This is a genomic window from Elioraea sp. (assembly GCF_022842375.1).
Classification (GTDB): Bacteria; Pseudomonadota; Alphaproteobacteria; order Acetobacterales; family Acetobacteraceae; genus Elioraea_A.
Window position 1 is genome coordinate 212,734 of sequence record NZ_JALHPR010000001.1, and the last position, 13,318, is coordinate 226,051.

The 13,318-nt window shown below is 71.2% G+C and carries 6 protein-coding genes; 5 read left to right on the plus strand and 1 reads right to left on the minus strand.

All coding sequences use genetic code 11. From position 1 onward, the window contains the following. The first annotated feature begins 2 nt into the window (after positions 1–2). Genes Q0C38_RS01010 through Q0C38_RS01030 form a run of 5 tightly spaced genes read left to right on the plus strand, consistent with a single transcriptional unit; the run spans position 3 to position 12,505 of the window. Positions 3–380 (plus strand): GPW/gp25 family protein, encoded by a 378-nt coding sequence (locus tag Q0C38_RS01010; RefSeq protein ID WP_291295182.1) that lies wholly within the window; start codon positions 3–5, stop codon positions 378–380. Continuing rightward, positions 377–2,965 carry a hypothetical protein gene (locus Q0C38_RS01015; protein WP_291295183.1) on the plus strand — a complete coding sequence of 863 codons (2,589 nt, stop codon included), beginning with the start codon at positions 377–379 and terminating at the stop codon, positions 2,963–2,965. The genes Q0C38_RS01010 and Q0C38_RS01015 overlap by 4 nt, the downstream gene beginning before the upstream one ends. A 3-nt stretch (positions 2,966–2,968) precedes the next feature. Beyond that, a complete protein-coding gene (locus tag Q0C38_RS01020; RefSeq protein WP_291295184.1) occupies positions 2,969–6,517 on the plus strand; it encodes a baseplate J/gp47 family protein in 3,549 nt (1,182 codons plus the stop codon). Beyond that, positions 6,514–8,805, plus strand: a complete 2,292-nt coding sequence (locus tag Q0C38_RS01025; protein ID WP_291295185.1) for a hypothetical protein — start codon at positions 6,514–6,516, stop codon at positions 8,803–8,805. Before Q0C38_RS01020 ends, Q0C38_RS01025 begins: the two co-directional genes overlap by 4 nt. 52 nt (positions 8,806–8,857) lie before the next feature. Beyond that, entirely contained in the window at positions 8,858–12,505 is a 3,648-nt protein-coding gene (locus Q0C38_RS01030; protein WP_291295186.1) for a DUF6519 domain-containing protein, read from the plus strand. Here Q0C38_RS01030 and Q0C38_RS01035 read toward each other — a convergent pair. Then, positions 12,502–13,314, minus strand: a complete 813-nt coding sequence (locus Q0C38_RS01035) for a VOC family protein (protein WP_291295187.1) — start codon at positions 13,312–13,314, stop codon at positions 12,502–12,504. The genes Q0C38_RS01030 and Q0C38_RS01035 overlap by 4 nt on opposite strands. Positions 13,315–13,318: the final 4 nt, after the last annotated feature.

The following is a 13,318-nucleotide window of genomic DNA, read 5'->3' on the forward strand; positions in this document are numbered from 1 at the left end:
CGATGCCGGCCACAGCCTATCTCTCCTATCCCTTCCAGCCGGATGCGCGCGGCCGTGCCGCCACCGTCGGGCGCGAGCGGCATATCCGCGAGATGATCGAGCAGGTGCTGTTCACCGCCCCTGGCGAGCGGCCGATGCGGCCCGATTTCGGATGCGGGCTGCGCGAACTCCTGTTCCAGCCGGCGTCCGATGCGCTCGCTGCCGCGACGCAGCAGATGGTGCAGGGTGCGCTGATGCGCTGGCTCGAGGATTGGGTGAGCGTCCAGCGCGTCACCGCCGTGGTCGAGGACAGTTCGCTGATCGTGACGGTTGTGTATGCCCCGCGCGGCACGGCGGAGACGCGGGCGGAAACGTTCACCATGCCGGCGGGTGGGTCATGAGCGTCGACGCCGCCATTCCCGCCTGCGGCGAGGACGAGCGCCGCGCAATCATCCGCGCCCACCCGACGCTGAACGGGCTGGACTTCGTCGAGTATCGCCATGCGCCGCTTGCCGCCCCCGGCCGCAGGCATGTGCTCGAGGCGGTGTTCCTGAAGGCACCGCCGACGCTGACGCCGTCCGACCTGCTGATCGAGGGGGGAGCGCGCGTCGTCGGCATCGGCATCACCGGGACCGAGGCCGGCAGCGGAACGAGCTTGCGCGTCTTCGTCACCGAGGCTGGCGATTTCTCCGCCTATCGCCTGGTGGTGCGCGACCCCGCCTCGCACGGCATCGACGGCGTGCTCGGCTCGGCGGCGATCAACTTCAAGGCGGGCTGCCCATCCGACCTCGACTGTCGTGTCGCGCCCGTGTGCGATCCGCCCGAGGGAGAGGTGCCGGCGCTCGACTACATGGCGCGGGATTTCGAGAGCTTCCGCGCGATGCTGCTCGACCTCGCCCGCGCACGGAACCCGCGATGGACCGAGACGCACCCGGCGGAACCTGCCGCGGTGCTCGTCGAACTCTTCGCTGCTGAGGGCGACAGGCTGGCGTGGATGCAGGATGCGGCCGGCACGGAAGCCTCGATCGAGACGGCGCGGATGCGCATCTCCGGTCGGCGCCACGCGAGACTCGTGGACTACCGGATGCATGACGGGCGCAATGGCTGGGGCTTCATCCAGCTTGATGTGTCCGGGCCCGGAACGGTTCCGGCAGAGACGCAGGCGATGACGCGCATCACCGCGCCGCTGCGCGGCGAGGCGGCAGCCCCTGGGCCGCTGATCCCCGACACGATCACGCTCGATCATGAGGGCGACCCTGCGCTCGCCGGCGTCACGGTGTTCGAGGCGACGGCACGCACGCTGTGCGACCCTGACCTGAACCGCCTCTGGCTGCATGATTTCGGCGGCCGCGCATGCTGCCTGCCGAAGGCGGCGACGGCGGCGTTCCTCTACGCCGTGCAGGATGACGGCACGATCATCCGTCCCCCGCTGGCCGTTGGTGACTGGATCGTGCTGTGGGAAGCGAAGGGGCCTGAGACCGGCGCCGCGCCTGACGCCGATCCTGCCCGCCGCGTTGCTGTCCGCATCACCGCGCTTGCCGACAGCACCGACCCTGCCTTCACCGCGACGGCCGATCTGCTGCCCGCCGGCCCGGCGCCGCGGCGCGTCACCGCCGGTGGCGATCCGGTGATGCCGCTGCTGCGCGTGAGCTGGGACAAGGCTGAGGCGCCCGGCTTTCCGCTCACGATCACCGGCCGTGACCTGACGGGTGCCGCGGTGCCGCATGCCGGCCAGGCGCGCGGCAACGTCGTGCCGGTCGATCATGGCCGCACCATCGTTGCCCGTTCCGATGACGGAACGCTCGGCCAGGCCGTGACGCGCGGGCGCACGACAACGCTCACCCTTCCCGCCGCGCCCTTGACGATGCAGGCGATGGACGACGATGCCGTGTTCGCGGCCGACGGCAGGGCGGTGGCCTCGCGCCACGTGTTGGCAATGCCGGCGGCGGCGGCGAAGGCCGCCGTCGTGCTGGTGGTCGACACGCCGGCCGAGGAACCGGCCATATGGCGCGCGGTGCCTGACCTGCTGGGCAGCGATCCGTTCGACACGCATTTCGTGGCCGAGGTGGATGACGCAGGGACAGCGATCCTCCGCTTTGGCGATGACGCGTTCGGCCGCCGGCTGCCTGGGGATGCCGCTGTGGTGGCCCGGTTCCGCATCGGCAACGGCGGCGCGGGGAACATTGGGGCGGGCTCTCTCGTGCATGTCGCGCGGCCCGATGCGGCCGCGATGATCGACCCCGCGAACCCCTCCGCCCCGCCGCCCCCGTTCCCAGGCGTCACCGCCGTGTGGCAGCCGATCGCAGCCCGTGATGGTACCGAGCCAGAGGCACTCGCTGCGGTGCGCGGCAATGCGCCCGCGGCCATGCATGCGGTGCAGTACCGCGCCGTGACGGAATCGGATTGGGAGCGTGCCGCCCTGTCGCTTCCCGGCATCGCCGCCGCGCGTGCAGCGATCCGCTGGACCGGAAGCTGGCACACCGTGTTCGTCGCCCTTCACCCATCAGACCCGGCCGATCTCATCGCACTGCCTGGTGGTGGTGCAGCGCTCGCCGAGGGCTTCGCTGCCTCGCGCGCGGCGATGCTGAACCGCTGGCGGCTTGCCGGCCGCGACCTCGCGGTGAGGGCGGGGCAGTACGTGCCGATCATGCTGCGCATCGGCCTCTGCGTCGCACCCGGGCATTTCCGCTCCGCCGTCGTGCCGGTGGTGCGCGAGGCGCTGGTCGGGCGCGGCGGGCTGTTCAACATCCGCACCGCACGGTTCGGCGATACGGTGCAGCTCTCGCGCATCATCGCGACGGTTGCCGGCATTCCAGGTGTTTCCTCCTGCATCGTGCGGGCGTTCCATCGCTACTGGGCATCGCCGGCAGGGGAACTTGCCACCGGCTTCATGCGCTTCGGGTTGTGGGAGTTGCCGCGGCTCGATGCGGATGCATCGCGGCCGGAGAACGGCGTGCTCATCATCGAGATTGATGGAGAGGGCTGAGCCATGGCAGCCGATCCACGCCTGACCGATCCTGGCTTCTGCGGCTGCAACGCCAGTGATGCGCCGCAGGCACCAGCCACGATCTGGAACCGCCCCTCGCTGCCCGCCATTGCCTGGCGCAGCGGCAGCTTCGCAGGCTTCCGCGCCGCCGCGCTGCGCGACCTGACGGTGGCCCTTCCCGCGCTCTCCACACGCGAGGGCGATGATCACGCCATCACGCTGATCGAGCTCTGGGCCGCGATGGCCGATGTGTTGACCTTCTACCAGGAACGTATCGCCAACGAGGCCTATCTGCGCACGGCCGTCTCGCGCGACAGTGTGCGGCGTCTGACCCGCCTGCTCGACTACAAGCCCTTCGCCGGGCTTGCGGCCGAGGCACTCGTCGCCTTCACGCTGGAGAAGGACGCAGCCGTCGCGCTCCGCCCTGGCCTCAAGCTGATGAGCGTGCCGGGCCAGGACGAAGTGCCGCAGGTCTTCGAGCTGATCGAGGAGGTGGCGGGCGAGGCAGCGCTCAACCGGCTCGAGGTGCGCGGCGTTCCTTTTGCCTACGATCCGTTCGCCTCGGGCAGCCGCTCCGCCGCCATCCCGACTGCACCGGCGAAGCTTGCGGCAGGCGATGCGCTGCTCGCCTTCTGGGCCGGTGCGCTGGAGGAGAAGACGGCAGAACGTGTCTCCGGCGAGGGGCCGGCGCGCGGCCTCGGCTGGACGCCGCCGATGCAGGCACCGATGCCGGCCGGCGCGCAGCTCGCGAAGGTCGAGCGCAGCTTCAAGCTGTTCGGCCACAACCAGCCTGAAGAACGCATGGTCTACGACCCTGGCGTGAAGTCGGGCAATGCCTGGACGAAATCACCCGGGTGGGAGGCGGTGAAGGAAAATCTCACCCTCCCCTCCGGCGATGCAACCTATCCGCTCGATGGCAAGATCGACGGCGTGAAGCCGGGCGCTGCCTTCATCGCCAAGGCGCTGGGCGGGCGCGTCAACGCCGTCGTCGCCACCTCCGTCGCCGAGGAGACTGCGACCTTCGGCGGCATCACCGATACGGTGACGACGATGAAGGTCGCCGCCACCGCGCTTGGCCGGCCGACGATGCAGGTGCAGGCTGACCAGCGCGTCGATGTCGTGTTCCGCGCCACCACGGGCGTGCCGCTGTCGAGCTCCTCCAACGCACCAGGCGTTGCTGCCGAGCGCTGGACGGAGGCGCTCGACGTCCAGATCGGCGCCACGCCCTCTGGCGCCATCATCGGTGACCCGCAACTCGTGTCGACGCTCACGCGCCTCGATGTCGTCGCCCGCACCGAGGGCGCCCTGATGCACCTGCACTCGGCCGGCTTCATCACGCAGGCCTGGACGCGCATCGCAGCCCCGGGAGTGGTGGACGATCCTGCCGTCGTCGCCTCTGCTCCCGCAACGCTGCGCGCCTTCGCGCGTGGCGACGGCGATGTTCTGCTGCACGCGTCGGCCTCCGGCCTCGGCACGATCACGTGGGGTGGCTGGCAGAGCCTGCGCGGCATCGTCACGGGCCCCGTCGTTGCCGCCGCGATCCCTGCTGGCCCCGGCATCCCCGCGAACATCGCCGGCACCGCCTGCGCCGTCACGCGCGGGGCCGACCGGTCGATCTGGTCGATCTTCGTCGGCGCCGATGGCACGCCGAGCAACTGGCGGCGGCTCGCGGAGCTCGAGATGGCGCCCGATGTCGCGATCGGCACGTTTGGCTCGGTGTTCGTCGTCGTCGCACGCACGGCGGCGGACAGTGCGCTGCGGCTTGCCCTCGGCATTCCCGGCCAATGGTCGGGCTGGCTGGCGCTTCCGGGCACCGAGGGTGCGCGCGGCCGCCCTGCCTTGCTGCCGACTCCATCCGGTTACTCCTTCGCCTGGCGTGACGGCGAGGGGGCGGTGAAGCTGCTGCGCCTCAGCTTCGGCGGTGCCGCTGCGCCGATCGACCTTGGCGGCGCCGTCGCGGGTGATCCGGTTCTCGCCTTCGGCGGCGGGCGCGAGGTTGTCACCGCACGCTGGGCAGACGGAACGTTGCGGGCACGCAGCAACATCGCCGGTACCTGGCGTGACTGGACCATCCTCTCCCCCGGCCTCGGTGCGGTCACCGATCGGCGAACGGTGCGGTTCTGGCAGGTGTCGCAGCCGTTCATCGCCGCGCGGCGCCACGATTATCCGGCAACCATCGCGGGCAGTCGCGTCACCGTGCCGCTGCCTGTGCTGGGAAGCATTCCGGCAAAGCGCCGCATCGTGCTGAGCGATGGCACGACGACACACACCGCGACCGTCACCGGCTCTGCCGCCATCCCGCTCAGCGACGGCGGCGGCCGCGCGCTGCTGGCGATCGACTTCACGCCACCGCTGCCGAAGCCGCTCGCGGCCGCGACGGCCGAGATGCAGGGCAACGTCGCACTTGCAGGCCAGGGTGAGACGCAGGCCGAGGAAATCCTCGGCGACGGCAACGCGGCCCGCCCGTTCCAGCGCTTCGCCCTGCGCAAGGCGCCGGTGACGCGGCGTGCCGATCCCGCAATGATCCGCGGCAAGCCGGAGATCACCGTCCTGGTCGATGGCGAGGCGTGGCCCGTCGTCGACACGCTCCATGGCCGGGGGCCGGCCGAGCGGATCTGCGTTCTCGAGGAGGCGGAGGGCGGCAAGACGACCGTTCGCTTCGGCGATGGCGTGAACGGCGCACGGCTGCCCTCAGGGCGCGGCAATGTGCGCGTGCGCTATCGCACCGGGCTCGGCCTTGCCGGCAACGTGCGCGCGGGGCAGCTCTCCATCCTGCTCACCCGCCCCGCGGGCCTGCGCGATGGTGCGAACCCGCTTGCCGCGTCGGGTGCCGCCGATCCCGAGAGCGCCGATGACGTGCGCACCGCAGCGCCCGCGAAGGTGCGGAGCTTCGGCAGGGCGGTCAGCCTGGCTGACCTTGCGGTTCTCGCCGTCGAGACGGGGCTTGCCGCCAAGGCGCGCGCCGACTGGGTGTGGAGCGGCATCGAGCGCGCCGTGTTCCTCACCGTCGCGGGGCCTGACGGGGCAGTGCTGCCTGACACGACGCTCGCGACCCTGCGTGGCCTGCTCGATGCCGCGCGCGACACCACGCGGCGGCTGATGCTCGGGGCTGCGCTGCGCGTGCCGCTGCGCCTCTCCGGCACGCTCTTCGTCGCCGATGGCTTCGTGCGCGAGGAGGTGCTCGCCGCCGTGCGCGCGGCGCTGCATGAGCGCCTCTCCTTCACCCGCATGGGCCTTGGCGAGCCGTTGCACCGGAGCGACATCGACTTGGCCGTCATGGCGGTGCCAGGCGTCGCGGGCCTCGATCTCGACACGCTCGGGTTCCGCTTCATGGCGGGGTTCAGTGCGGCCGGGCGAAAGGCGCGCGATCTCGCGCCCGGCAGCCTCCAGCCGCATCTCCGCCTCTTCCCCGCGCGCCCCTCCGCCGGCACGGGGGCTGACCCGATCCTTGCCGAGCTGTTCGGAACGGTGCGTCCCCGCATCGTTCCGGCAGAGCAGGCCTTTGCCGAGGCGCGCGACATCGTTCTCGCAGCGACGGGAGGCATCGCATGACGACGGATGCGGCCGAAGGCAGGCTCTATCGCCAGCTGCCCGCCTTCTGGCGGCAGCGCGATGCCGAGACGGGCGGGCAGCTCCGCGCCCTGCTCGGCGTGCTGGAGGAGCAGGCGGCCGTTCTCGAGAACGACGTCCATCGCCTCCATGACGGCCTGTTCGTCGAGACATGCGATCCATGGGCGGTGCCCTATATCGGCGATCTCGTCGGCACGTCGCCGCTATTCGATTCCTCGGCGCAGCCGGAGCCGCCGTTGTGGCACACGCTGTTTCCCGACCTCGCGGGCGCGGTCGCTGCTGCGGGGGTCGCGCGGCTCATGCCCGGCATCGCCGCCCGTGCGCGCCCCGATGTGGCCAAGACGATCTACTACCGTCGCCGCAAGGGCACGGCGCCGATGCTGGAGGAACTGGCGCGCGACGTCACCGGCTGGCCCACGCGGCTCGTCGAGTTCTTCGTCACGCTCGGCTGGACGCAGGCGATCCGCAACCACGTGCGCCCGGAGGCGGGTGGATGGACCGATCTGCGCCACACGCGCGTGGCCGAACGCATCCAGGGCCCCTTCGATGGAGCGACGCGCACCGTCGATGTGCGCCCCTTCGGCACGTTCGACGGGCGGCACGGCATTCCCAAGGTCGGCTTCTTTCTCTGGCGCTTGAGGCCGCAGCCGCTCGACGGTGTCGCGGCGCGGGCGGAGGCGAGCCCGGCCGATTGGCGCTGGCGCGCATCGCCGCTCGGGCAGGACGCGCCGCTGTTCCTCCGACAGCGCCGCGAGGATGACGAGGCCGGCCAGGCGACGGAGCTGCACGTTCCGGGCCCGATCCGGCCCGGGCTGCTGCATGACGACCTCGTCGCCGCGCGCGCCGCTTCGGCACCGGTGAGCGCGCTGTTCGGTCCCTTTGGCGCTGGCGGGGGCGAGACGTCGGTCTCGATCACGCTGGTGCGGCCGGATGGGACGGAGGACGTGATCCCCGCGCACCGCGTGCGGTGCGTGACGCTTGATCCCTGGGCGAGGCCGTCAGGCGATCTCGTCGGCCTCGACGTCCGCACGGGCCGCATCGCACTCGGCGCGTCGCTCTCGGCACGGGCGCTGCGGGTCGGCATTGTGCAGGCGTCGGTGGCCGATCTCGGCAGCGGCCCCTATGGCCGCGCGGCGTGGCGGCTGCGGAGTGACCTCGGCCTCCGGCGTTACCGCGTGGGTGCGGGCGGCCACGACACGCTGCGCGCGGCGCTGACGGCGTGGGCGGCGGATGGAAAGCCGGACGCGGTGATCCGCGTCGACGACAGTCGTTCCTATCACGAGACGACTGCCGGCGCGCTCGCGATCGAACCGGCCGATCCCGATCCCGTCACGGGCCGCCGCGGCATCCTCGCGATCGAGGCGGCCGACCGTGCCCGGCCGCATCTCCGGCTCGACCAGCCGCTCGCCATCACCGGCGACCATCCCGAAAGCATGGTGACGCTGTCGGGCCTGCTGATCGAGGGCGCGGTCTCGCTCACCGGCACGTTGAGGCGGCTGAGGTTCATTCACTGCACGCTGGTGCCGGGGCGCGTGATCGCCGGTACCGGCCCGCTCTCGCCGCCGCCAGCCGGACCGGTGGAGCCGTCGCTCACCGTCGCGGGCGGCACGGCGGCGAACCCGCGCAATACCGGCCTCTCGGTCGAGTGTGCGTTCTCCATCATCGGTCCCCTCCGCGTGCCTGCGCATGCGCGGCAGCTCGTCATCCTCGACAGCATCGTCGATGGGGTGAACACCGCTGCGATCACCGGGCCTGGAACCAACGGCGAGGCACCGTCGCTCGTCATCGAACGCACGACCGTGTTCGGCGACGTGCGCGCGATCCGCCTGCCGATGCTCGATACGTCCATCGTGCGTGGCACCGTCCGCATTGCCCGCCGCGGCGAGGGCTGCGTGCGGTTCAGCTATACCGGCGAGGGCAGTGCGACACCGCGCCGCGTGCGGTGCCAGCCAGACCTCGCCGAGGCGGATGCGATCGCCGAAGCCGAGGAGGCCAAGGGGGCAGCATTGACGGCGGCGCAGCGTGCGACAGCGGCAGCGCGCGCGCGGCTTCGCATGCAGCCGGTGTTTGCCGCCGTCCGATACGGCCAGCCTGCCTATGCGCAGCTCGGCCGCGCCTGCCCCACGGGCATCGCCGAGGGGGCGGAGGATGGGTCTGCGATGGGCGTGACGTGCCACCTGAAGGAGCCGCAGCGCCTCGCCAACCTGATGCGGCGGCTAGAGGAATACCTGCCGCTGGGCCTCGAGCCCGGTGTCGTGTTCGTAACGTAACGGCCGCCGCGGCGCACACGCGCCGCAAGGACGGGACCGGAGGAGAGAGGCCATGGCCGGCGACTACTCACGCCAGACGCACGATCCGCGCAAGCGTTTCGCCGCCGTGCTGATGCAGCAGGGCCGCGTCCAGGTCGACGCCGACTGGAACGAGCAGGCGGAGATCGTGCAGGAGCGGATCCGCCGCCAGGCGCGCGACACGTTCGGCCGCGCTGCCGTCAGCCGCTTCTCGACCGACCAGGCATTCCGCATCGGCATCATTGCGGGGCCGCCACGCGACCTCTCCATCCAGCCGGGGCGAATGTACGTGGAGGGCCTCCTCGCCGAGGCCTTCGCCGAGGACGGCAAGCCGATCAGCTACCTGAAGCAGCCCTTCCTGCCCGATCCGCTGGCGCTTCCCACCGGCGGCGGGGCGAACGTGTTCCTCGACGTGTGGCAGCGCGAGGTGACGTGGGTCGAGGACCCCTCTCTCCTCGATGTTGCCCTGGGCGGCGTCGACACGGCAGCACGGCTGCAGACGGTGTGGCAGGTGCGTGTTGCGGCCGCACGCCAGGCTGCCTGCGGGGCACCGCTCGATGCCGCCTCACCGGCCAGACTCACGACGCGGGCGGTCGCCCCTCCCGCGCCGGAGGACCCATGCCTGATCGCGCCGAAGACAGGGTATCGCGGGCTCGAGAATCGCCTCTATCGCGTCGAGGTCCATGCCGGGGGCGCAACGTCCGCCGCGCGGTTCAAGTTCTCGCGCGACAATGCATCGATCCGCTCGCCCGTCCTCGGCATGCGGAAGGAAATGCGTGGGTCGAAGGAGGTGAGCATCCTCACAGTCGCTCGCATCGGGCGTGACCCCGCCTTGCGGATCGCTGCCGGTGACTGGGTGGAGATCACCGACGAGCACAGGTTCCTGAACGGCGAGAGCGGGGCGATGGCGCAGGTGGCGGAGCCGCCGCTCGAGGAGGCGGGGCAGGACGGGTTCGCCGTCGTTCTCGATCGCGTCATTCCGGAAACGGGCGGGCGCGCGTTCGGCGCAACTGCGGCCGCGCTCGCCGCGCGCCGCACCCGGATCATCCGCTGGGACCAGGCAGCCCCACGCAACAGCCTCGACGCGAACGGGCTGATGAGCGTGGCCGGCGGGATGATTGCGCTCGAGGAAGGCGTTGAGGTCGACTTCACGCTCGATGGCGCGGGCGCGCAATTCCGCGCCGGCGATTGGTGGGTATTCGCCGCGCGCACGGCCGATGCCTCCGTCGAGGAGCTGAGCGCGGCACCCCCGCATGGGCCGATCCACCATGTCGCGCAGCTAGCGGCGGTCGCCAATGTCAGCGGCAATGACGAGCCATCCGATTGCCGCACGCTCTGGCCGCCGCTCACCCCCCAGGGCGGCGAGGGATGCTGCACGGTGGTGGTGCGGCCGGGAGAGGACATCCAGTCAGCGATCGACAGCCTGCCGCAGGAGGGCGGCTGCGTCTGCCTCAAGGCCGGCGTCCATCCGCTGCGCGCCGCGCTGATGATCCGCCGCTCGCGCGTGTCGTTGCACGCCGAGGCGCCGGGGGCGGCCGTGCTGACGCGTGCCGGCGAGGTGCCGCATCTGCGCATCGGCGGGGCCGCCGCGCAGCGCGCCGCCGTCACCGATGTCACGATCTCCGGCATCGTGTTCCAGCTGGGCAGCCTGGTCGAGCGCAAGACGGAGGGCGGGCTGCTGATGATCGATGCCTCCGCGCAACGGGTGCATGTCTCGCATTGCCGGTTCCTGGTGCAGGATTTCGGCGGTGGCGTCGCCGCGGTGTTCACCGAAGGGCGTGACGTGACGATCGAGGCCTCGATCGTCGAGCGGCTGCTGATCGGCGTGAGGGCAGAGGGCGAGACGGCTGATCTTGCCGTGCATGACTGTGTGTTCATCGCCGATCCGTCCGACGAGGCGGGCACGGCGCGCCTCGATGCGCGGCTGCCTGCATCCGATGCCGGGTTCGCCGCTGTCGTCGTTCTCGCGTGCGGCGGTGCGCTGCGCGTCACCGGGAACACGGCGATCGGCTATCGCATCGGGATTCTCGCCGGCACCGAGCAGATGGGCGGCAAGAGCCTCGGCACCACGCTTGCGCTGATCGCCGACAACATCGTGCTGCGCAGCGGACCGGCCGCTGAGGAGGAGGCGGACACGCCCGCAGTCGCTGCGCCGCCGACGGCCCCGCCGAGCGGGACGCTGGCAGGACGCGATGCCGTAGTGGTCTCGCGCGAGCGTGCCGAGATTTCGGCGGAGGCTATGCGCGTCTCCCGCACGGTGGGAACGACGCGCGTCTCGTCGCTCCCTCCCGGCCTCGCGATCGACGTCTCGGAGCATGTCACGGCGGCGATGTCGCGGCTCACCGCGGGAACGGGCACCGGGCCCATCACGAATGCTGCCGGCACATCCGCCGGGACGGCAACGACGACGGGCGCGACTAATGCCACGACAGGCGTGTCGACGACGGTCGGCACAGGCCTCGACAGGATCCCGTTTGCCATCATCGCCGCGGCGCAGAACGCGACCGTCTCCGAGAACGTGATGGCCTGGCGCACGGGGCCCTATGGCGGCGTTCTCGCAGGGCAGGGGGCACGGCTCGTCACCGGCAACGATATCGTCGTCGCATCGAAAGGCGAGGGGGCGGAAGCGTTGAGCTTCGGCATCGCCTCCGGCCTCGGTGGCGCGGCATCGAGCGGCGTCGAGATCATCGGCAACATGGTCTCGGGCAGGGCCTATGCGGTCGCGCTCAACGGGTGCGAGGCAGGGCTCGTCGCGGGCAACGTCGCTGTCGGCGCGCATGCCGGCGTCATTGCGATCGGCGGCGAGGGCGTGCGCATCGACGGCAACGGCGCCTTCGGCTGCCGCATCGGCGTGATGACGGTCGATGTCACGCGCGTCGCCATCCTCGGCAACGTGATCGCGGCAAGCGCGCAGCAGGGCATCCTCGGCCTGCATTCCGGCAAGGTGGCGGGCGGCAGGCTCGCGGTGTCGGGCAACACGCTCGTGCGCTGTGGGGTCGATGCCACGAGCGCAGTCGCCCTATCCTTCGCTGCGATGGACCATGCGGTGGAGAAGGAAGCGCTGGTCGACAGCACCGAGGTCGTGATCGAGCACAACGCGATCCACGACACGGGCTGGCCTCTGACCGGTGAGCGGGCGCGCATCGCCCAGGCGATCTCGCTCGCGGCCCCGCGCGTGACGGTGCACGGCAACGACGTGAGCTGGAGCAACCCTGCGCGCACCGACGAGGGCCTGAAGATCCTGAGCGACGAGCGTGCGAAGCCGCATCGCGCCATCGTCGTCATTCCGCTCGCGGCACAGGGCTTCCCGCCGGCGAACGACCAGCTCTGGGCTGCGAGTGTCGCGATCACCGACAACCGGGTGCGGGGGCCCTCGGTCGATACGCTGGTCGAGGTGCGCGAGGGCATCAAGACCGAGGGCGATCCGCCGCGGTTCCGCCAGGCCCTCGTCACCGGCAACGTGGTCGAGCATTGGGGTCCGCTCGACAGCCCCGGCAATGCCGCGACCGTGTCGCTGCGCGTGACCGAGGATGCGCTTGTCAGCGTCTCGGCCAATGTGATCCGCGGTTCGGGGCGGACGCCCTCCGTGCGCGTCGAAGGGCCGAAGCAGGTCGCGTGGGCCGGCAACGCGACGAGCGGCCAGCTCACCGGCAGCAATGGCGTCGTGAACGTGGTGGCTTAAGCCCTGATGAAGCTGAGTGCCGCGCCGTTCGTCGCTGCTGGGGCGACATCAAGTGCATCGTCGCGTCGCGTCGCGTCGATCCCGCCGGCGGCAAGTGCCGCGGCTGCCACGTCAAGGTCACGCACGCGCACGGCGATCGCGGCAATGCCCGGCGGGCGGCCGGCAGCGTCGGCGAAGACGAGCTGCGCACGGCCCGTCTCGACCGCGAGACCATCATCGCCCGCGACGACCGTGCGATCGAGCAGCCGCGCGGTTGCCTCGGCCGCCCCTGCTGGATCGTCGGCCAGCACGGTGAAGCGCTCGAGCGCCACGGCACCGTTGGGATGATCCGTCAGGCCTGGCGGCCAGGTCGCACCCGGCGTGAGGTGGCGGCAGAAGAACAGGCGGAGCCCGGGGGCGGTCTCGTTCCGGAGGTGGAACACATCGAACCGCGCCTCGATCGCGCCGGCACCGGGCATGGCAACGGCCCGCCCGAAATGCAGCAATGGCAGCGGATCAGCCCCGCGTGCGGCAAGCTCGGCGCGCGAGGCAGCGGCATCGAAGGCGCGCAGCGCGATCGCGACGAGGCCTTCGCCGGGGCCCGTCAGCCGCTCGCGCCATTTCAGGTTCTGCTCCGTCTCCGAGACGGTGCCCAGCAGCTCGATATAGTCATCGGCCAGCATGATGGTGTGGTTGGCGGTTCCCATGAGGGCCGAGTGAACGCCGCGCGGCGAGGTGCGGAAGCCCAGGCGCTCCCACCCCTCGCGCGCGGCGGCGAGGTCGTTCACCAGGACGATGCAATGATCGACGCCGCCCGTGTGACGCAGCATCTCG

What these genes read in the sequence shown, in the direction of transcription:
- Q0C38_RS01010 (WP_291295182.1), top strand. Translation starts at nt 3, where the DNA reads ATGCCGGCCACAGCCTATCTCTCCTATCCCTTCCAGCCGGATGCGCGC.
- Q0C38_RS01015 (WP_291295183.1), top strand. Translation starts at nt 377, where the DNA reads ATGAGCGTCGACGCCGCCATTCCCGCCTGCGGCGAGGACGAGCGCCGC.
- Q0C38_RS01020 (WP_291295184.1), top strand. Translation starts at nt 2,969, where the DNA reads ATGGCAGCCGATCCACGCCTGACCGATCCTGGCTTCTGCGGCTGCAAC.
- Q0C38_RS01025 (WP_291295185.1), top strand. Translation starts at nt 6,514, where the DNA reads ATGACGACGGATGCGGCCGAAGGCAGGCTCTATCGCCAGCTGCCCGCC.
- Q0C38_RS01030 (WP_291295186.1), top strand. Translation starts at nt 8,858, where the DNA reads ATGGCCGGCGACTACTCACGCCAGACGCACGATCCGCGCAAGCGTTTC.
- Q0C38_RS01035 (WP_291295187.1), bottom strand. Translation starts at nt 13,314, where the DNA reads ATGCTGCGTCACACGGGCGGCGTCGATCATTGCATCGTCCTGGTGAAC.